General features: G+C 36.5%; 15 protein-coding genes. 11 read left to right on the forward strand and 4 right to left on the reverse strand.

The window, feature by feature from the left end:
- Window positions 1-404: 404 nt before the first annotated feature.
- Window positions 405-1,586, forward strand: a complete 1,182-nt coding sequence (yhbH, locus tag ACFSFW_RS18455; RefSeq protein ID WP_304214745.1) for a sporulation protein YhbH — start codon at window positions 405-407, stop codon at window positions 1,584-1,586.
- 76 nt (window positions 1,587-1,662) lie between these two features.
- Here yhbH and pelA read toward each other — a convergent pair whose 3' ends face one another.
- From pelA to ACFSFW_RS18470, 3 genes are all read right to left on the reverse strand, one after another.
- Window positions 1,663-6,003, reverse strand: a complete 4,341-nt coding sequence (gene pelA / locus ACFSFW_RS18460; RefSeq protein WP_388040419.1) for a pectate lyase — start codon at window positions 6,001-6,003, stop codon at window positions 1,663-1,665.
- A 316-nt stretch (window positions 6,004-6,319) separates the two neighbouring features.
- Window positions 6,320-10,474: a right-handed parallel beta-helix repeat-containing protein gene (locus ACFSFW_RS18465; protein ID WP_388040421.1), complete on the reverse strand. Its 4,155-nt coding sequence runs from the start codon at window positions 10,472-10,474 to the stop codon at window positions 6,320-6,322.
- 98 nt (window positions 10,475-10,572) lie between these two features.
- A complete protein-coding gene (locus ACFSFW_RS18470; protein WP_304214740.1) occupies window positions 10,573-11,451 on the reverse strand; it encodes an AraC family transcriptional regulator in 879 nt (292 codons plus the stop codon).
- Between the two features lie 427 nt (window positions 11,452-11,878).
- On the opposite strand from ACFSFW_RS18470, the gene speD reads away from it, so the two are divergent.
- From speD to ACFSFW_RS18505, 7 genes are all read left to right on the forward strand, one after another.
- A complete protein-coding gene (gene speD, locus ACFSFW_RS18475) occupies window positions 11,879-12,688 on the forward strand; it encodes an adenosylmethionine decarboxylase (protein ID WP_099353474.1) in 810 nt (269 codons plus the stop codon).
- A gap of 256 nt (window positions 12,689-12,944) precedes the next feature.
- Entirely contained in the window at window positions 12,945-13,082 is a 138-nt protein-coding gene (locus tag ACFSFW_RS18480; RefSeq protein WP_304214738.1) for an FbpB family small basic protein, read from the forward strand.
- 73 nt (window positions 13,083-13,155) lie between these two features.
- Window positions 13,156-13,863, forward strand: a complete 708-nt coding sequence (locus tag ACFSFW_RS18485) for a TerC family protein (RefSeq protein ID WP_304214736.1) — start codon at window positions 13,156-13,158, stop codon at window positions 13,861-13,863.
- Window positions 13,864-14,004: 141 nt separating this feature from the next.
- A complete protein-coding gene (locus tag ACFSFW_RS18490; RefSeq protein WP_304214734.1) occupies window positions 14,005-14,586 on the forward strand; it encodes a TetR/AcrR family transcriptional regulator in 582 nt (193 codons plus the stop codon).
- 74 nt (window positions 14,587-14,660) lie between these two features.
- Window positions 14,661-15,605 (forward strand): SDR family NAD(P)-dependent oxidoreductase, encoded by a 945-nt coding sequence (locus ACFSFW_RS18495; protein WP_304214732.1) that lies wholly within the window; start codon window positions 14,661-14,663, stop codon window positions 15,603-15,605.
- Between the two features lie 180 nt (window positions 15,606-15,785).
- Complete coding sequence (helD, locus tag ACFSFW_RS18500; protein WP_304214730.1) at window positions 15,786-18,110, forward strand: RNA polymerase recycling motor HelD; 2,325 nt, start codon at window positions 15,786-15,788, stop codon at window positions 18,108-18,110.
- A gap of 88 nt (window positions 18,111-18,198) precedes the next feature.
- Complete coding sequence (locus tag ACFSFW_RS18505; RefSeq protein ID WP_304214728.1) at window positions 18,199-18,756, forward strand: DNA-3-methyladenine glycosylase I; 558 nt, start codon at window positions 18,199-18,201, stop codon at window positions 18,754-18,756.
- 29 nt (window positions 18,757-18,785) lie between these two features.
- Here ACFSFW_RS18505 and ACFSFW_RS18510 read toward each other — a convergent pair whose 3' ends face one another.
- Window positions 18,786-18,920, reverse strand: a complete 135-nt coding sequence (locus ACFSFW_RS18510) for a hypothetical protein (protein ID WP_304214726.1) — start codon at window positions 18,918-18,920, stop codon at window positions 18,786-18,788.
- Between the two features lie 117 nt (window positions 18,921-19,037).
- On the opposite strand from ACFSFW_RS18510, the gene proC reads away from it, so the two are divergent.
- From proC to ACFSFW_RS18525, 3 genes are all read left to right on the forward strand, one after another.
- A complete protein-coding gene (gene proC, locus ACFSFW_RS18515) occupies window positions 19,038-19,847 on the forward strand; it encodes a pyrroline-5-carboxylate reductase (RefSeq protein WP_304214724.1) in 810 nt (269 codons plus the stop codon).
- 539 nt (window positions 19,848-20,386) lie between these two features.
- A complete protein-coding gene (locus tag ACFSFW_RS18520; RefSeq protein ID WP_304214722.1) occupies window positions 20,387-21,310 on the forward strand; it encodes a VanW family protein in 924 nt (307 codons plus the stop codon).
- Between the two features lie 82 nt (window positions 21,311-21,392).
- Window positions 21,393-22,310: a ketopantoate reductase family protein gene (locus ACFSFW_RS18525; protein ID WP_304214720.1), complete on the forward strand. Its 918-nt coding sequence runs from the start codon at window positions 21,393-21,395 to the stop codon at window positions 22,308-22,310.
- Window positions 22,311-22,382 lie beyond the last annotated feature (72 nt).

Consider the following 22,382-nt stretch of genomic DNA (forward strand, 5'->3'; position numbering starts at 1 on the left):
TAGAAAGAAAATAGGGGTTAGGCCAGCTTGATGGTCTAATCCCTTGTTTTTCAAATCGGAAACAAATATGGTGAATCAAAGACTTGTCCATTTTAATAAAATAATTGGCTATTTAAAAAATGAAAAAACAGCAGGAACTTGTCTATTTTTAAGACTAATCGCCTAATTTACGAAATTTTTTGTCAATAAATCAATGTTCTTGCATAGTATAGAGTAATCTACTATTGGTTAATTTTTTTGCTAAAGAGTAGGTAGTTGTTGGTCTCTTTTTTATTTCAAACAGGTTTTGTTTACTACAGTTTTTCGTTTTACGAAGTTCTTTCACAAACCGTCAAGATAATGTATGAGGGTCAAGGTAAAAATGTGAATGGTTTAATAAAAAAAAATTTAGGAGGGGAAAGATTATGTCGAAAAGTAATTCAAAGAACTTTGTCATTTCCCAAGAAGATTGGTCCCTCCATCGCAAAGGCCATGATGATCAAACTAGACACCAAGATAAAGTACAGGATGCTATTAAGAATAATTTACCTGATTTGATAACGGAAGAAAGTATAATTATGTCCAACGGAAAAGATGTTGTTAAAATTCCTATTCGTTCCTTAGACGAATATAAAATCCGTTACAACTATGATAAAAATAAACATGTCGGCCAAGGGGATGGAGATAGCCAGGTTGGTGACGTTATTGCAAGAGATGGGTCCGGACAAAGTGCAGGAAAAGCAGGCCCTGGAAAAGGGCAAGGTGCAGGTGATCAAGCCGGTGAAGATTATTATGAGGCGGAAGTATCTCTAATGGAGCTTGAGGAAGCCTTATTTAAGGAGTTAGAGTTGCCAAATCTTAAGCGGAAAGAACAGGATCAAAACATTGTAGAAAACATTGAATTTAATGATATTCGTCGAACAGGTTTAATGGGGAATATTGATAAGAAACGGACAATGATGTCGGCATACAAACGAAATGCGATGGCAGGGAAGCCTAGCTTCCATCCGATTTATCGGGAGGATTTGAAGTTTAAAACATGGAATGAGATTGTAAAACCAGATTCAAAGGCTGTGGTGCTTGCGATGATGGATACTAGTGGAAGTATGGGAATTTGGGAGAAGTATATGGCACGAAGCTTCTTCTTTTGGATGACTCGATTCCTGCGTACAAAATATGAAACGGTCGAAATCGAATTCATTGCTCACCATACGGAAGCGAAAGTTGTTTCAGAAGAGGACTTTTTCTCAAAAGGGGAAAGTGGGGGTACGATTTGTTCATCAGTGTACCGCAAAGCATTAGAAGTAATTGATGATAAGTATCCAGCGGCACGTTATAATATTTATCCATTTCATTTCTCAGACGGAGATAATTTAACCTCAGATAATGCAAGATGTGTGAAGTTAGTGAGCGAGTTAATGAAGGTTTCTAATATGTTTGGCTATGGGGAAGTAAACCAGTATAACCGTCATTCGACCCTTATGTCAGCCTATAAGAACATTGAAGATGAAAGATTTAGGTACTATATTTTAAAACAAAAAGCAGACGTATTCCATGCGATGAAGAGCTTTTTTAAGAATGAAGAAGAAAATAAGGCGTATGCATGATAAAAAGAGAGGGGAGACCCTCTCTTTTCCTGTAAATCGATAAACTTTATAGAAAACCTAAGTCCACGATTTCAACTTAAATTCCAGCTTGTTTGCAATATCCTGGTGTTGAATTATTCCCAGGTTTTGGCCCTTTCTCTTTCTTAGGTCCATTTCCTGGTTTCTCACAACCTTCACCTTCAGATGGATCCCAACCTTTTAATACATTTTGTACTGTCCAGTTAGCGGCTTCTTCATCTGTAAGTTGTCTTCTTGATTCATTGATTGCAGCACCGGGGCCGTAGTTTTTATACTCAAACAAGCGGGCATCTTCTGGATTTAAACCACTCATGGAAGTCCAACCCTCTGTCTTAATATGGTCACCAAGTTCACTATTCATAATGACCACACTACCTATCGCATTCGGATTACCACCAGCAGGCCAAGGTCTGCCTAAATATACAGTACCAGCAGGGGCATCACTTGTTAGCTTACTATCTTTAATCAAAATACCGTATGGGTCCGTGATTAATGTACTAGCAGCCGTGATATATCCATTATTTGATTCTGAACCACGGTTAAGTGAGTGAATGACAGAATCATCAAAAACAGCACGTGCTGCACCGAAGATGAAATCGACATCGCCCTCAACATATACTTGATTATAGTATTGTGTTCCAGAGTGAACATATAATGTATCCTGATTACCTATGAATCTTACATTTTTAAAATATTGACGTTCCCCAGCAGCATATACGGCAACAGCTTGTTTTCCACTGACATCTGTGGAGCTTTCATCAAAAGAGTTTTCGAATGTTACATTTTCTACTCTAAAATCATTTGCTCGTAAATACACACTTGCACTTCCGCTTGTACCAAGAGTTCCACCAACACCATTATCTCTACCTGCAAAGTTATCGAATGTAATCACTGTGTTCTCCGGATCTTCACCAATTATCGTAATAAATGGTTTAGTATTCGGTACAGTAACAACTTCTTTGTAGACTCCATTTTTAATAAAAATGGTGATTGGAGTTGTATTGTTTGCAGGAATGGCGTCAATTGCTGTCTGGACTGTTGTATAATCTCCAGTTCCATCTTTCGCAACAAAAATTTCATTTTCAATTTGGCTAATCTGTTTTTCTAGGCTTTTCACAACTTTGATATCACCATCTTCTAATTGTCTATCATTTATATCCTTAGAGTTACTACCAACAACCTGAACATATACGTTATTTGTAAAATATCCAGTTTCTTCAGCGGTACTTAATAACTTCGTACCCCAATGACCGCCCCAAGAATAGCCATTTCGTCTTTCTTCTTCAATCTCCATAATGTCATATTTAATAACACCATCCCGGCCTGAGAAGATACCACGGTTTGTATCAATCTCATAAAATCTGTACCAAGCCGTTGAATTCGGATCTTCAACAAAATACACATTATTTGGATCACCACTTACATATCGTGTATTTTCGAGTTTAACTTCATCTAGCCACTCAAGCGCAGAACGAATAGATTTCTTTATTTCGTCAGTTTGTGGACGAGACATAAGGAATCTTATGATTCCAATAGATTCTGAACCTGAAACTGAAGCATGCTCATATGCACGTGCTTTTTGTGGTTCAAACGTATATGGATCGTGCTGAGCACCCCAAGCCGTTAATGTTCCATCAGAAAATTTGATTTGTGACTTTAAGATATAATCAATACCACCCTTAATGGATAGTTTGATTCTATTAACATAAGAATCATTTATTACATCTGAATCGAATGGATACCTCTTTTCAACAACATCATCCATCATCTCCAAGACATTGATCATCGCTTCATCATTAAATGTGACATAGTCAGAGTAGTTGCCGCGTCTAGGATAAACCTGAGCGAAACCACCTGTGTCATATTGTAATTGGAACAAGAATTCAAAGCCTTTTTCAATGCTATCTTTGTATTTTTCATCACCAGTTTCACGATAAACTTCGGCTAAGAAAAGAATTTCCTTAATCGTTGCATCGTTATCAATCGTTCCTAATTCAACACCATTTGCCACCCATTCTGAACGCGGTTCCTTACCATCCCATGGACGTTCATAAATATGTGGCCAGTTCTTTGTCCAACCACCGTGTTCCATTTGCCAGGTTAATAGATTATCTGCTTTACGAATTGCATCGTTTAAATCGCCTTTAAAAGTAACTTTCTCAGGCTCTACGATATACTGCCCGTTTTGATCTAGCTCATCCAAACTATTTAAAATAAGGACCGTTTGACCAAATTTATTTTTACCATTTGCGGCCTTGTCAATTCTTAGATTCTTAAAGTTAGGGCTTAGAGTCGACCAATTGCCAGTAGGGTAAACCACATTAATATCAGAGAAATCAAATTCATCAAAAGTACTATTTAATGTAACCGCAATAAGATTACTTGAAATTGCATGAACATCCGCGATTTGTACTGTTTTATTTTTTTCTTCTGATGGAAGGGAATTAACGAGATTTTTAGCTTCCCCCCATGTAAGTTCTTTGTTATTATCTGCATTCGGTGAGGAACCGTTTAACTTTTGAATAATTTTTACAGCTTCCTTTTTCTTCAGGGTCTTGTTAGGTTGAATCTTTCCATTCCTCACAAGGTCATCCATATATCCAGCTTGTTTAGCAGCTGCTAGAATATACGAGTACCACTCATTTAGAGAAACTTCCCAAACCATAGATTCAGTGCTTAATCCCTTGAAATGTTCTTCTTTAACCAATCCAAGTTTACTGTTTATTAAAGACATGAATTCGAGTCTTGTAATAGAATCGGTATCTTCAGGCTGGTTTTCAACGATGACTCCCAACTCATTTAACTTTTTCAAGTAAAGTCCGCTAACGATATCCTTTAATTCGGAGTCTTCAATATCGATAGGGCCTTCATCAGATCCAGTTTCTTTATTATGAATTCGTAAATGATCAATATTTGCTCCTCCACTAGTACCAACACCGGTAGCACGAATTTTATTCTCACCAGCTTTTAGAGTAGCTTTCGTGGAAGTGTATACCCATGTTGTCCATGCTCCTGTAGGATCAAAAGCTAATGATTCTGCAACTATCTCATCATTTACTTTAATCTCTGCTGGTCTTGCATCAGTACCACCGGAAGCATATCTGAAGTCAAGGTAGTATTCTCCATCAGTTGGAACATTCACTGTCCACTCAACCCAGCTATAAGGCTGATTTGGTTTAAAATCAATAAAGCCAGTTCCTGTAAACCCAGTATGCTGATTATCGATGATGACCCCTGTTTCATCAAGTAGGGCATCTTCTGCTTCATAGGTTTGGTCAACTTCCGTATAAACTTTAAGATGATCGATATTGGCACCTCCACTGGAACCAACACCGGAAGCCACGATGACGTTTTCACCAGCTGTTAAGGTAGCTTTCGTTGATGTATAGACCCAATTTGCCCAACCACCTGTTGGATTAAATGCAAGTTTAGGCTCAACTACTTCTCCATTCACTTTAATTTCTGAAGGACGTTCATCTGTACCACCATGTGCATAACGAAAATCTAATGTATATTCTCCACCGACAGGAACATCTACCTTCCATTCGATGGAACCACCCGGTGCATTCGGTACCATATCAACAAACCCAGTTCCCGTAAACCCGGGATGTTTGTTGTCAATGATAGCATTTACTAACTTTCCATCTTCCGCTTCATAGATTCCACCTGCACCTGTAGGAGGAGTCGGTTCGCCTGGCTCTTCAGGGTCTTTCGGTTCTTCAGGTTCAACTTCCGGCAAAGAACCAGAAATTTTAATATCATCTACATAATGTCCTAATGCTTTACTTCCAGGTGTGAATGTTTCAAAATAACTTATTTTTGTAGCAGGTTCATTTAACTTAGCGTTCTCTAACTTAAGTTCTCCATTGATATAGACATTTACTGTTTGATTATTTAAATCAACCTCAGCCTTGATGTCATACCATACATTTTCCTCAATAGGGACTAACGGTGCATAGGTGCTGCCAGTACGATATGATATGTTATTGTCTTTGGTTTCAATAATGAGTGGAGTTTTGTCTCCTTTTACTCTCATTACCTTTGTCGAGCTTGTATACTGCGGTTGCATAAATTTCATTTGAACAGTAACTACACCAACAAGCTCCTCGAAGGATTTGCTTAAATTAACGTCTGCTGAATCACTTGTATCATCTAAAAACACACTTTTGTTCGTGGCGTCAGGAACCTCTGTTACTTGAACGGTTCCACCACTTTCAGATACATCAAATCCTGATGGATGTTCCCCAGTGGTGTCATTATTAAAATCTGCTTCAAAAAGGAAGGAGGATGCGTCCGTTTCTTCAGCATGAACAGGAGTAATAGATACGGTAGTAAATAAACTGGTGAATGTGAGCAAAACTACCAATGTCAAATAAAAGTAACGTTTAATTGTACTCATTCATTAAAATCTCCTTTCTATAAACAATAAGTAATATACAAAAACTAGTAATTTCCTTTCTAGTAAAAACGACTCACCTCCCTAATAGGTCGAAAGAACTATCTGAATATTCAATTAATAAAACGGTTACAAAAGAGAGTGTAACATAAGCTTGATACCAATCTATAGCAACATATTGCTATAAAAGTATGCCGATGTTGCTAAAAAGGGAAATCCTTACTAAATGATTATCTATGTAATGGGGGAGGGGTGTGAGAGAAGAAGGGGTTAAAAAAAAAGAGAGGGAGGACCCTCTCTTTTAAGTGAAGCTATTAGGTTAGGAAACTAGACCTTTTCTACGATAAAGTACAACACCAACACTTATGCCAATAAAAATGAATAGAATACCTAGAACGAGCCAGTTGTATACAGAGGTTGCTGTTTTAGGTAATTTGTTACTATCTTTTTGTTTATCTGTCCCTTGAGAATTATCCCCAGTTTGATCAGAACTTGGTGTTTGATCTCCTGGCTGATTGTTGTCTTCTTCATTGTCAGGAGTTTCTTCCCCAGGCTGTTCGGGATTTTCAGTATTAGGTTCTTCAGGCTGTTCCTTACCTGGCTCTTCTGGATTTTCGGTATTAGGTTCATCATATTGTGCCATAAAGTCACCAAACGTATCCCAAACACCATTCCAATCAATTTCACCATCTTGACTGCGTTCAAAGTTTTGAATGGTAGCCAAAGATTGAATGATTTCATCCGGAAGTACATCCCCAGATTTATTAACAGATTGTTCTCCATTAAACATGAAGTTCTTATCTGAATCAGCGTGTTGATAATTGTCTTTTGTTTTCATTTTGCTGTCTTCTGTAAAGAAGGAGATAAATCCATCAATTGTAAAATCAGGTGTAATGTGTCCATATGTTATGAATGCCATATTTACACCGGCATTATTAATTGCGTAGTTATTTTCGGCAATCACACCTGGATTACTATTACTTGTGAAACCTGCTGCTCCGTTCCCGAAAGCAACACTATTTTTGATAATATGAGGGACATGGACTCCTTCACCACCAAGCTTAAAGCCGTTTTTATCGCCATTCCCGACAGTTCCATCTGTTAGGAAACCGTTGTTATAAGCGATGCTATCCTCAATTGTAACTGCTCCAATAGCACCTGTACCAACCTTTGTATAAAGATCCCATCCATCATCAATATTATTATGAGAGATAGTACCCCTGAAAATATTTCCTTCGCCAACCGTGAGTTTTGCAGCAAAACCATCTGCATTGTTGTCAGATGGGTCACGGTTATCAAATGATTCACTGTTAAGAATCAAGTTATAAGATGGCCAATCAGCTATATTTGTAGAATTGTCCGTACGACTGATTTGTAGACCAGTGTCTCCGTTCTGATAGGTTTTAATGTTTTCAATAATATTGTGGTTACCACCAACTGTGTAACCTTTTGTGTTTCCGGCAGATTGAATAAAGTCTATGCCTTTTACATGCCAGTAGTTACCGCTATGAATAACACCTTCAGTTTTCTTATCAAAATCAATGATAGGTCTACTTGTAGCAGAAGGGTCAGCCCATAAGTACTTCATCCCATCTTCAGTGCCGTCATTGTATTTCTTAATTTCAAGTATCGCATTTCTCACATAGCGACCTTCCATCACATAGATGTGTTGACCTGGTTTTACAAATTCAATGGCTGTATCTAAGTCTAGTGGGTTTTCTTTTGATCCGTCACCAGAACTCAATCCGTTAGGAGAAACATAGATATTCCCATCTTCGGCAAATGTCTTCATTTCAACCGTGAAGTTTTGAATGATTCTATTATAGTCTGTTAGTTTCTGAGTTTCGTCAGGTATAAATACAAAACTAAAGTTTGTATTTGCATTTTTTGCGATTTTTGTTTGTATTTCAAGCTTTTGCCCGGCAATAATCGGTTCATCATAACGAATCGTTTCATTGCCTTCTTTAATCGTCACAGTTCCATTCACATTTGATTGAACGATCAGGCGATAATTCGCATCAGAAGTCCTTTCCAATGATAAAATGTCAAACTGAGGAGTTACCTCTTTAACAGGCGCTTCTCCTTTAGGAGCATCTGTTTCTGCTGCTGTTACCTCGAAGTCTATGTTACTAACTTCAATTGTTGCTACACGTGCGGCATAGAAACCGACATATGCTTTACCATTTTGAACATTAAGAAGATCTGGTGCATAAATCTCTTTTTCAATTGTTTTCTCACCGTCATTTAGTATTCCTGTAAAACCACTATTCGTTTTCTTAAGAGTAAGACGATATGTTTTGTTTGGATGAGTATTAGAAGTTGTTGGTCTTTCTGCCTTTACCATTTCATTTTGAATGCCTTGGCTTCCTGTACCATCCGGCGATGTTACCCCTGTTCGAACAAACAATTGTGTTCCGTTTTCATCTCGAGTACCTCCTGAATAACCTCCGATTGCAGCAATATTACTCGCGAAAATTCCCTTTTGGTCGCCAGTTTCGTAAATGGCGTCTCTTGCCATAATTCCGAAGGACTCTTGTCCATCATGAGGATTCTTTGCATATTCAACAACTTTGATATCAGCTGAGAGCTCGAAATTATCTTCATTTGCATCAATTTCGGTGTAATAGAAGGAGATTCCATCATGGTCCCCGGTAACTTTTCCACCTCCGTCAATAGCAGCTAAACGAACGGTATCATTCTCTAAGTACTCGATTGTGTTTTTCTCATCTGATGTGGATTGGCCAAAACGAATAAAGTCAAATTTGTATTCTGTATTATCTCTAACTGTTACTTTATATGTGATAGGGGAGACACCAAAATCTACTTTTGGATTCACAGTAATAGAATACGTACCAGCCACACCACTATTAAATGAACTAGAGTCAATAACATAGGAATCCGTGGATAATACCTCTAGGTCTCCGTTATCATAAACCTTTGAAACTTCTAATCCATCAGATGCAAAAATATCACCAATTGTAAAAGTTGTACTAGGAAACGTAGTTATTTTTAATTCATGAACTTCCTTTTCTTTTACATTGAATGTGATAGTTTTACTAGCATCCTTATGGCTAATTACTACATTCTTGTCTCCAGGTGTTGTCGTATCAAAATTAGAGACATCATACTCATTTTCTAGTAACCTTACCTGAGATCCGTCCTTATAGGTAGCATATACAACCATTCCGGTAAGATCGAGTGGGTCACCAATAAAATATTGTGTTTTTACAGGCTGCTTCTTTATCTCAAGCCCTTCAAGCTCAGTATCTTTTACAGTTACATTAAAGCTTGCTGTAACAGCAGGAAAATCTTTAGGCACAATTGATACGGTTTTTGTACCTGGTACTTTAAATTCGAATGAATCATCTAACGTAACATCATCAATCTTAAAATTATATTGTTCCGCAGAAAGTTCATAGGTTTCTCCATTATTATACGAACCGAATACTTGTAATCCAGCTGATTCAAACTTATCACCGGGGTAATAAACCGTTTTTGCAGGGAAGTATTTGATTGATAAGTCATTTAGAGTTAATGCATTGATTGTTAAGTCTATTGTTGATACAGCTCCACCATAACTAATTTTAATTGTATTTGTCCCAACAGTGCTGCTATCGAAACCGGTAACAATATATTCATTTGCAGATAAAGTAGATTCTTCGCCAGTATCGTAAATTGCTTTAACGACTAAACCATCGAGGTTTAGTTCTTCATCCGTTAGATATTCGGTTTTCATATGATCGCTATTTACTTCTAATCTTTGGACTTTTTTATATTTATTCAAATTTACATCACTGTAGGTAACGCTTACATTTCTTGCGGCGAAAAGTCCGACATAATTCATTTCCCCTGTGTAATCTGTGAACGTTTTTGTTTCTTCACCGACTGTTAACTGATAAATAGTACCTTCTTTTCTAAGCTTGAGTGTATACTCTTCACCGGGAGCAGGATTGTTTGCTGTAAAGTCGAGTTCATCTGGATATATAGATGACGCGCTACTGTACTTATAAAATCCTCTAATATCTTGCTTGATACCACCTACCGCAAGATAATCACCAGTTTTTTCATCAGTTGACGTTAATAGATTTCCTCTTAGCATAATCCCAAATCCAACCTGTCCATTTGCCTCAAAGGATTCAACCTTCACCTTAGCTGTTAGTTCATAATTATCTGTAGGGTCAACTTGCTGGTAATAATATGCAATTCCTTCTGAACTACTTGAGATTTTACCACGATTGTTTTTGACGGTCATATTAACAGAGCCATCTCCATTTTCTTTAATCAAAAAGTTTTCAGCCGTAATTTTGTCATTACCACCAACATCGCCTCCGATAGCACCTTTCCAATCAGAGGATTCAGGAATATCAATCATCTCCGTGGTTTCACCTTCAGCAGCAAATACATTCAAACTCATATTAGGCAATAATAATAGTAAACACAGTAGCACAGTAAAAAAACGTTTAAACTTCCTCACCATTTGGCCTCCTTGTTTATGTATTAAAATACAGATGAAAAACCCAACTCTTGAGCAAGAATCACCTCCTTAAATCACCCATATCTTCAAATCTAATGTTAGAGGAGATGGGTATTTGTCCGATATTGTTTTGGGGTCATACTGACCTGTTGTTTGAAGCTTCTGATAAAACTAGAAGGGGAGGAAAACCCTACTTTTTCGGATACCTGATTTACAGGAGAACTCGTTAAAATAAGTAGTTTTTTCGCCTCGTAAATTCTTCTTTGAAGTATGTAATCGTGGATGGTAAGACCAAACTCTTTTTTAAAGAAATGGCAAAGGTAATATTTATTTAGATGTAGTGTTTGAGCTAGTGAATCAAGACGCCAATCGGTGTTCCAGATTTCATTAATTTCCTTTAAGATACGTTCAAGCATTTCTACTTTTCGAGAGTCGCGCTTAACAATTAAATGGGAATTCTGGGCAAAGGATGACTGAATTTCTCTGCATAAAAATAGTAGGAGTTCGAGGAGGTATAATTCTAGTGCAGCCTCCTTTTCCCAGAGATCTTCATTCTCTTGCTCAAATAATAAATGATCGACGATTTGCTGAAGTTGTTCTTCCTTCCAGGCTTGTACATTCAAAACATATTGAGGGGAAGGGAGGTTGTCCAAAAAGCTTTTAAATTTCTCGAAAATCGGATGTTTAAACTTTAGAAAGTCTTCAGAGAATAGAGTAACAACTCGTTCATAAGGCACACCATCATGTAACTTAACTTTGTGAAAATCAGTACTCTTAAAAAATAAAATTTGTCCTTTTGTTAAACGAAAGACTTTTTCTTCAAAAATGTATGTGGCTTCTCCTTTTTGTAGCCACACGATTTCAAAACCTGAATGAGAGTGGAAGTTAGAAGCTGTTTTCCGATCTGCTTTATGTTGAATGGTAAACTTCGGTCTCTTAAATTTTTTGCTAAACAATTTATCATGATAAACTCTCATTTTTCTACACCTACCTTTTTAACTAGAATGCTGATATATTCAACAATAAAGCGGTTTCAAGATTGAGTGTACCATAGCAAGGATACTCAAAAATGTGTATGAATTGCTTAAAAAGTGTGCAAAGATTGCTATTTATGTATGTTCTAATCAAATGATTATCGAAGTTATAGAGCTAAAAGAAGATTTAATAGAAACTTAATTCTTTATTCATAGTTTGTTCATATTTACAACGTAAGATAAAGACATGGAAAAGATAAGCTTTTTCATACCCCCCTTTTAAATGATCATATCGTTACAGTGTCCGGCTTTTTAGCCGGATTTTTTTTGCGCAAAATGAAATATCTCATTAACGTGCATAGATTTCCACGAATCAACCAATATAAAAATATGGAAAAAATAATAAAAGGGGGAGAAGTATATGAAACATATGGAGATGAACTCGAACCAGATTTTAGACTTACATGGTTTCAATAATCTTACGAAATCGTTAAGCTTTAATATGTATGATATTTGTTATACAAGTTCTCAAGAAGAACGAGATGCGTATATTGAATATATTGATGATGTCTATAATGCGGATCGATTAACTGAGATACTAAGTAATGTTGCCGATATTATTGGGGCTAATATTTTGAATGTCGCAAAACAGGATTACGTTCCCCAAGGAGCCAGTGTCACGATTTTAGTATCAGAGGGACCAGTAAATGATCCAACAAAGGATGTCTTTGAAGAATCTCCAGGTCCAATACCAGGTTCAGTCGTTGCACAAATGGACAAAAGTCATATAACGGTTCATACCTATCCGGAATCTCATCCAGATGAAGGGATTAGCACTTTTCGGGCGGACATCGATGTTTCAACCTGTGGAGAAATATCCCCTCTAAAAGCATTAAATTATATGATCCAATCGTTCGAAACCGATGTGATGACGATTGATTATCGTGTTCGCGGATTCACGAGAGATGTGACAGGACATAAACTGTTTATAGATCATGAAATAAATTCGATACAAAACTATATACCAGAAGATATTCAGGAAATGTATCACATGATTGATGTGAATGTGTATCAGGAAAACATTTTTCACACGAAATGCAAATTGAAGGAATTTGACCTGGAACACTATTTATTTTTTAGTGATACAAGAGAAAAACTGACACCTGAAGAGGAATTAGTTATTGCTGAAAAGTTAATTACAGAAATGGATGAAATCTTTTACGGAAAAAATATAAGATAATCGTTGACAAAAGTATAAACAATGTGTAATATTGATTATATAATAAATATTGTGAATAGTGTTCTCCTAAAGGGGAGTAGCTTTTACAGCAAAGTCGTCATTTCAGAGTGTCGCCACTCTCGGCTTTGTTGGCAACTAACGTTGTTAGCAAGACCTTTACCAGATTACGGTAGAGGTCTATATTTATGACCTTTACCTCATGAGGTAAAGGTCATTTTTGTTTTTTAGTACAAAGAGCAGTGAGGTGAGAAGAGGAATGCTTAAGAGAAAGATAGAAACATTATCTATTGAGGACTTAATCAAAAAGAACAAAGAAGAGATTTTGAAAGACAAAAAAGAACTCGAAAAGATTGAAAAACGTCTAGATGATAAACATATGGCAATAATCAAGTAGTTTATTCTAGTGAAGGGCAATTTTGTTTTTCCTAATTTTATAGAATAAAAGAAAAATAGAAGGGAGATCTTTGATGGAATTCTTAAGCGCAGAGTTTTTTTCCGCACTCTTAATTATTATTGCGATTGATTTAGTATTAGCGGGGGATAATGCCATTGTTATTGGGTTAGCGGCAAGAAATTTACCAAAAGAACAACAGAAAAAAGCAATTATTTGGGGAACTGTCGGTGCCATTGTCATAAGAGCTGCAGCCACTTTAGCTGTAGTGTGGTTACTTGAAGTTCCAGGACTACGACTAGTAGGTGGAGTTCTTCTTGTATGGATTGCTTATAATCTGTTAACAGATGACAAAGGCCATGATATAAAAGCTGTTGGCAGCTTCTGGGCAGCCATTCGTACGATTATCATTGCTGATGCACTTATGGGTCTTGATAATGTATTAGCGGTGGCAGGTGCTGCTCACGGAAACTTCTTACTAGTTGTGTTAGGACTTATTATTTCAGTTCCAATTATGGTTTGGGGAAGTACATTATTTATTAAATTAATTGATCGTTTCCCGATCATTATTACAATTGGTGCTGCTATATTAGCATGGACTGCATCAAAGATGATTGTTGCAGAACCATTTCTAAGCTCATTATTTAGTAATGGATTTGTGAAGTATGGCTTTGAGCTACTTGTAGTTGCTGCAGTTGTAGGGATTGGTTACATGAAACAGAAAAAAGCTGCTAATGAAGCTGAAGAGCAGCAAGAAAAGCAAGTTTTAAGTAAAGCAGAATAATCGAAGGCGGACTCTCTAAAGGGTCCGCTTTTATATTGTATTGAAATGATATAAAAATGTGCATAGAACAGATTGACATCTGGTTGAAACTGGAATATATTTATTATTGAACAGTGGTTAATAAAAGGAGATTTGTTTGTAATGTCACCAAGAAAACAAGTTCAAGAGGAATTATCACGAGAAAAAATAATGGATGTTGCCCATGAATTATTTGTACAAAAAGGCTACCAACATGTTTCAATGCGTCAAATTGCAAATGAATTAAAATATAGCCATGGTGCGATTTATTATCATTTTAAAAATAAAGCTGATTTATTTTATGCGATGGTTGTGCAGGACTTTGACATGCTTAACGGTGTTTTACAGCAAATCATGAATCAGAATTTACCACCAGAAGAGAAAGTGAAGAAAATTTTATTAGGGTACATTGAATTTGGACTTTCAAATAAAAGCCAATATGAATTAATGTTTTTAATTAATGATGAAGAGGTAAAAAGCTGTATCCAACAGGAACCACTCGAAAGCTATGGAATGTTTGCAAATGCAATTTCAAGTTTAAGCAACCATAAAACGAGCATTCAGGATATTTGGTCTATTTTCTTATCGATTCATGGTTTTGTTACACATTATTGTAGAAGCAATCAATCCTATCAAGATGTTAAAACACTAGCGGAGTCTCATGTTGAATTTATCTTAAAACCAATTTTAAATGGGGGAGTGTAAGAAGCTTTCCCATGAATTTATATTTTTTAAACTTTATTGACCATTGGTTAATAAAAGAAAGGGAGAGGGTTGAGATGGAAAAAGCATTAGTATTAGGGGCATCAGGTGGTATGGGATATGCGATTGTTGAAGAGTTGATTGAAAGAGAGATCGAGGTTATAGCTTTTGCTCGTTCTAAAGAAAAATTAGAGAAGTTATTTAAAAACAAGGAAAAAGTACAAATCGTTACAGGGGATGTTTTTAATGAGAGAGATCTTATAAAAGCAGCAGAAGGTATTGATATTATTTTTCATGCGATCAATATTCCGTATAGTGAATGGAATGAAAAGCAGCCAACTCTAATGAGAAATGTCGTTCAAGCTGCTGAATCGGCAAATAGTAAGCTGGCGATCGTTGATAATATTTATGCATACGGTCGCGGAACTGGTCGAAAAATAAATGAACAGTATCCCAAAAATCCTCATACGAAAAAAGGGAAGATAAGGGTGGAGCTTTGTAATATAGCATTTCAAGCAAATGTGCCAGTCCTTATCGCACACTTTCCTGATTTTTATGGACCTAACGCAGCAAATGCGATGTTGACCTACACATTCGATAAAATGGTTCAAAATAAAAAGGCAAAGTTCGTTGGAAATAAACAGAATGCAAGGGAATATATTTATACTCCTGATGGGGCAAAGGCAATTGTTGAGCTAGCAATACACGAAAAAGCATATGGGCAAAGCTGGAATATTCCGGCTGCAGGAGTTATTTCTGGTGAAAAGATCATAAGTATTGCAGGAAGTCATTTACATTATCCAAAGTCTGTTTCAACTGTAACAAAAGGAATGATTCGATTCTTAGGGATTTTTGATAAACAAATGAGAGAAGTTGTAGAAATGCTGTATTTAACAGAGGATCCAGTCGTATTAGATGGTTCAAAATATGAGAAGGAAATCGGCACTTTACCAGCAACACCATATGAAGAAGGAATTAAAAGAACTTTAGATTTTATGAAGAGTAACCCCAGTAATAACTGAAAAAACATTGAAAAAGACAGAACGACATGATATGATGTCATTGTTCTGTCTTTTTTTGCAACATATAAATAAATACGTTCAAATTACCCTATTATAATTTTATAACAATATTTTTTGTTTGTCAACTATTATCAATTACAGGGTAGAGACAGAAGTTCACTTATACGAGGAGTGGTGTTCATGGAAAAAAATAATCCAGACTGGATTCAGGAACAAGACAGACTTGAAGATGTACTGGAGGTCATCGATAGTAAGAAAGCAACCATTGAATCAAAGGTGGGAGGCGCAAAAAGTGAACTAGTCGACCTTCGGAAAACATTTTGGGAAGATGTAACTGTCAATCTTGATGAACCTGATGACGTCATTGAAACATTTCAAAGTATTAAACAGCAGTCCGAACTATTGGGTGAACGTGAGCGAAACCATCGACTGATTCATAAACAAATCAAAGTTCTTGAAAGACTAAAAGACTCACCATATTTTGGCCGATTTGATTTTTTAGAAGATGGAGAAACAAAAGAAGAGAAAATTTACATTGGGATTGCATCATTATTAGATAAAAAGGATGAGGATTTTTTAATATTTGACTGGAGAGCACCGATTTCAAGTATGTACTATGATTATTATCCTGGCCCAGCAAAGTATGAATCCCATTTTGAAAAAATTCAAGGGGAAATGACGTTAAAACGTCAATTCATCATCAAAAATAGCAAGATGAAAAGTATGTTTGATACGGGTGTCACAATTGGGGATGAAATGCTTCAAGAGGTGCTCGGTAATAATGCGAATACACAAATGAAAAGTATCGTTGCAACTATTCAACGTGAGCAAAATAAAATCATCCGAAATGAAAAAAGTCGTTATTTAATTGTTCAAGGTGTGGCTGGATCAGGGAAAACGTCAGCTGCATTACAGAGGGTAGCTTACCTGCTTTATCGTTATCGTGAACAGCTTAACTCAAGTAACATCATGCTATTTTCACCAAATCCTCTTTTCAACAGCTATGTTGCAACTGTTCTGCCTGAACTTGGGGAAGATAACATGCAGCAATCTACATTCCAAGAGTATGTAGAGCATCGATTAGGTACTCTTTATGATGTGGAGGATCCATTTTCCCAAATGGAATATTTATTAACAGCAATGGATCAACCTGATTATGATGTGAGGCTTAAAGCAATCACGTTAAAAGCAAGCATTGGGTTTATGGAACTAATCGATTCTTATGTAAGACAAATTGGAGAAAAAGGACTTCTTTTTAAAAATATTAGTTTTAACAGAAAAAAAATTATCTCGAAAAATGAGATTCAGGAATACTTCTATACATTAGATCCAACCATTACAATTCCGAATCGATTGACCAAAGTGACAGAGTGGCTAATGAAGGAAGTTATTAAGTTCGAACGAAAAGAACGTAAAAAGGATTGGGTTCTTCAAGAAGCGGAATTAATGGAGAAGGAAGATCATCTTGAAATCTTTAAGCAATTACAGAAAAAGCAGGAGTTTTCTGAGGATACCTTTGATGATTATGAACGTGAGGAAAAATTAATTGCTAAGGAAATTGTACGTAAGCATTTTAAACCAATCAAGATTGCGATAAAAAAACTTGAATATCTAGATATAAAAGGACTATATAAGCAATTATTTTCTTATGTGAATGAACAAAAATTATCGGAGGATTGGAACGAAATCAGTTCGTACTCCATCAAACAATTGGAACAAAACCAATTGAATTATGAGGATGCAACTCCATTTTTATATTTACAGGACTTAATAGAGGGGAAAAAATCGAACACTGGTATCCGTCATTTATTCATTGATGAAGCCCAGGATTATTCTCCGTTCCAATTTGAATATTTGAAGCAGTTATTTCCAAGCTGTCGGATGACCATTCTTGGGGATTACAATCAAGCGATATACGCTCATTCCATGAATGCACCAACATTATTATCGCCAGAGCTTTATGAGGAAGAGAAATATGAAGTTATACAATTGAAAAAAAGCTACCGCTCTACAAAAGAAATTGTTGAGTTTTCTAAAGGCATTGTAGCTGGCGGAGAGGAAATTGAAGCCTTTAATCGTTCAGGATCGCTTCCTATTCTCAAGGAAGTGGATACTAAGGCTAATCTCCACGAAGAAATTCTACACCATATAAAAGCTCTTCAAGACAAAGGCCATGAAACGATTGCGCTCATTTGTAAAACTGCAGTGGAAAGTAACGAAGCATTTCAGGCATTACAAAATAAAATACATGTCCGCTTAATGAGCCAAGAGACGTACCAATTTGATAAAGGTGTTTTAATATTGCCAACGTATTTAGCAAAAGGAATCGAGTTCGACGCCGTTATTATTTATAACGCATCAAATGACGTTTACGGAAGAGAATATGAAAGAAAGCTTTTTTACACCGCCTGCACAAGGGCCATGCATGAATTGCAGCTTTTTTCAATTGGACAACGAAGCTTTTTCTTTGATGAGATTGATAAAGAAAAATATTTAGAAGTATAACAAAGAGTCGGCAGATGCTGACTCTTTTTTTGGATATTATTAATTGGTATAATCCTTAATAAAAGGAAATAGAAGGTGGGGAGAGAATTTGAAAAGATGTGGGTGGGTGAATGAAGATTCCCTTTATATAGATTACCACGATCATGAATGGGGTGTACCTGTTTACGATGACCGTTTGTTATTTGAATATCTGAACTTAGAGGGTGCGCAGGCTGGGCTTAGCTGGTACACCATATTAAAAAAACGAGAAAATTACCGTAAAGCCTTTGACCAATTTGATCCAGAAAAAATTGTTACATATAATAACAAGAAAATTGAGGAATTATTATCGAACGAAGGGATTGTTCGAAATCGGCTTAAAGTAAATGCGGTTGTCACAAATGCAAAAGCATTTCATAAAGTCGTAGAAGAATTCGGAAGCTTCCATACATACATCTGGTCATTCGTGGGTGGTAAACCGATAAAAAATCATTTTAAAACCTTAAGTGAAGTACCAACTACTACTGAAATTAGCGACAGACTAAGCAAGGATTTAAAAAAGCGTGGTTTTAAATTTGTTGGTTCCACCATTTGCTACGCATTTATGCAAGCAACAGGAATGGTTAATGACCATCTATTAAGCTGTCATTGTTATAAGCGTACATAAGAAAGGACTCTCATTTAAGGAGTCCTTTTTTACATGACTGAATCTTCTTCTTCGTCTTCATATAAAGACCCGAGTTCTTGTTCACTGTGAATCATTGTATTTGTAAGGTCATGCCAACCTGTATACCCAAAGACGGTATCAAGGAGTCTTTCAAATCGAAACATCTTTTTCACCTCTTTTTTGGATTAGCTTATCCGCCCTTTCCATTTATATGCACTGGTTATCTAAGTTTTTTTATTCGTAGAACTTCTCTATAATGGAGTAAGTAGAGGAGGTACAACATGGACAAACAAATTGGGTTTATTGGATGCGGAAAAATGGCTCAAGCGATGATTCAAGGGATCATCACTTCTGAAGTGGCTACCCCACAACAAATTATTGTGAGTGCAAGAACTGAAGAAACATTACAATCCGTAAAGAAAGCATACGAAGTTGGAACATCACTTAAAAATATAGAAGTTGCTGCACATGCCGACTATTTATTTCTAGCTGTAAAACCAGATTTATATGCTGAGGTCATCAATGAGGTTAAAGAGGTTGTAAAAGAAGAAGCGATTATCATTACAATTGCGGCTGGGATAACGCTTGATTTTATCGAAAAACAAATTGAAAAACCTATAAAGACAGTTCGCTCCATGCCAAATACTCCTTCATTAGTTGGAGAAGGAATGAGTGCGCTTTGTGTAAACTCATATGTGACTACGGAAGATTTAACTGACATCGTCCAACTATTTGAAGGGTTTGGAAAGACTGAGGTTATTGAAGAACGGCTTATGGATGCCATTCCTGCAGTAAGTGGATCATCGCCAGCCTATGCTTATTTGTTTATCGAAGCTTTAGCAGATGGAGCAGTTATGCAAGGAATTCCTAGAAAACAAGCGTACAAACTCGCATCCCAAGCTTTACTGGGCGCTGCAAAAATGGTCTTAGAAACTGAAAAACACCCTGGTGAACTAAAAGATGATGTATGCACACCAGGTGGCTCAACAATTCAAGCTATCTCAACCCTTGAAGAACAGGGCTTTCGTGCGGCTATAATCGCAGCCATGGAAAGTTGTACAAAAAAATCAAAGGAACTATCACAAGAGTAACCATAGGGACGGTTCTTGTGGTTCCTCTTAAAATAAAAGATCTGCAATCAAATGACTCTGATTGCAGTTTTTTTAGTTGATTTGTTCTTTAGAAAGAACGTATAATAAAAATATGACAAATATTTCAAAAGTTAGTAACAAATACAAGCTATCCAACGTCTAATGAGGTGAAAAAGGTTATCTTCTTCTACTGCTAAACTACTATTCTTACCACAACATTCACTTCCATTTATCAAACATCTCAGTCAATATCCCTAATACGAGAAGGAATTTAAATACTTACAGTAAATTGGAATATATTCATTTTTCATTAATAAGATTCCAATGTAAGTTCTTTTGTTAGCCATTTGTAACATTTACACCAGAAGTTGGAACTTCTAGTGTAAATGTTACAGCCTCCGGCGGATGCCACGATTTTTCAGAGGTAGTTTTTCGAGCGAGCTCGAAAAAAATCGGGCGCAAATACGTCAAGGCGCATTTGATTATTTGTAACATTGTCCACAAAAAAGCAAGACCATTAAACTATGGGAGAGAGTAATTTGAAGAAAACAACTTTGCCATTATTATTAGGTGTATTATTGATGAGTGGGTGCAGTCTCATCGAAAAAGAACCAGTGACAGTAGATCTTCATCAGGTAGCGCCTGTTGAAGTAATTGAGACAAAGCAAGGCGTTGATGTACGTGAAGTTTCTATAATCGATCCTCGAGATAACAGTATCATTGAAGTTCTGAACATGGATGAATTTCAAAATGAAGAAGAATTAAAAGCAAAAGCCATTCAAATAGCAAGTGATTTAGCATCAACGATTGATCGACCAATGATACCTGCAAAACTTAGTACTTCTGGAGAATTGCAACAAGGTCAAAGCCAAATGATTTTAAAGGAAGATGAGCTTGTCACTAGATTACTAGATAATTCGGTTTTTAATAAGCAGGTTGTACTTCCGATTGAAGAAACAAATCCAAACGTTACACAAGATCAAGTTCAAGGTATTAATGAAGTCGTGCTTGGAAGCTTCACAACGTATTTCGATGCTTCTGTAGAAGGAAGAAGCTTTAATATCAAAAAATCTGCAGATCAAATTAATGATATAGTGTTGGGACCTGGGGACCGTTTTTATTTTAATACAGTTGTTGGAAATGCCTCAAAAGAAAACGGCTATGCGCTTGCGACCGTAATCGTGAACAAGGAATTTGTTCCGGGATATGGGGGAGGAGTATGTCAAACTTCTAGTACTCTTTATAATGCTGTTGCAAAGGCGGGACTTGAAATGATTGAGGTCCATCACCACTCAAAACCAGTCGGTTATGTTCCAATTGGGAGTGACGCGACAGTTGCTTATCCGTATTTAGACTTTAAGTTTTCAAATAATCGTCCATATCCAGTAGTATTGAAATCGTCCGTAAAAGGCGGTTCACTTCAAATCGAAGTCCGTTCCGCAGCTAATTATGTATCTAACTAAATGAGAGTTTAAGAGACCAGTACTTATCTGGTCTTTTTTTGTTATAATATTGTAGTACCAGTATGAAAGGGGTTGCAAGAATTTGAGAATACTAGTTGTAGGAGCTGGGGCAATTGGCGGCTACTTTGGGGGACGCCTTCTGGAAAAGGGGGAAGACATTACTTTCCTAGTCCGTGAAAATAGACAAAAACAAATCCAAAAAAATGGGCTTCAAATTGAGAGTATCCATGGAAATGTGACACTTCAACCGAAAACGATTAAATCGGGTGATGAAGCTGGTCCTTTCGATGTTATCATTCTTTCAACTAAACAATATCACCTTGAAGGTGCCTTAGAAAGTATTGAGCCATATGTGGGCAAGGATACCATGATCCTGCCGCTCTTGAATGGCTACAGTCATGTGGATGTCATTAAATCCAAGTTTAACCCACAAAATGTAATTGGTGGTCTATGCTTCATAGAATCAACATTGGATTCCGAGGGGAAAATCATTCAGACAAGCCCGAGCCATCGTGCTTTATTCGGGGAGTTTTCAGGAGAAAGAACGAATCGTATTGAAAGTTTGGCGGAGGTCATGTCAGGAACGAAAACAACGATTCAATTAAGCGATAATATTGACCGAGAGATGTGGCATAAATATATGTTTATCACTGGTTTCTCAGGCATTACAGCGTTAATGAGATCAGCGATTGGCCCAATTCGAGAAGAACAGAATGGTCAAAAGCTTATTCTAAACCTATACAAAGAAATCGGTTCTGTGATGAGGGCAATTGGTGCACCTATTGATCAGGACATAGAGGAAAAACATCTAAAAACAACGAATTTATTGAGTTATGATATGAAATCATCAATGCAGCGTGATATGGAAAAAGGTTTTGATGTAGAGGCTGATCAATTACAAGGCTATTTATATAAAATTGGCCAGGAAAAAGGAATCGAAACTCCATTATTAGAGATCATCTATTCAAACTTAAAGGTTTATCAGGCGCAAAGAGGGTAGTTGAAATGGGAAAGGTAGTGTGAGCGCACTTCCTTTTTTTATATTTCATGAATTACTGTCACTAATTTTAAA

This window comes from Ferdinandcohnia salidurans, from assembly GCF_042680725.1.
Taxonomy (GTDB): domain Bacteria; phylum Bacillota; class Bacilli; order Bacillales; family Bacillaceae_L; genus Ferdinandcohnia; species Ferdinandcohnia salidurans.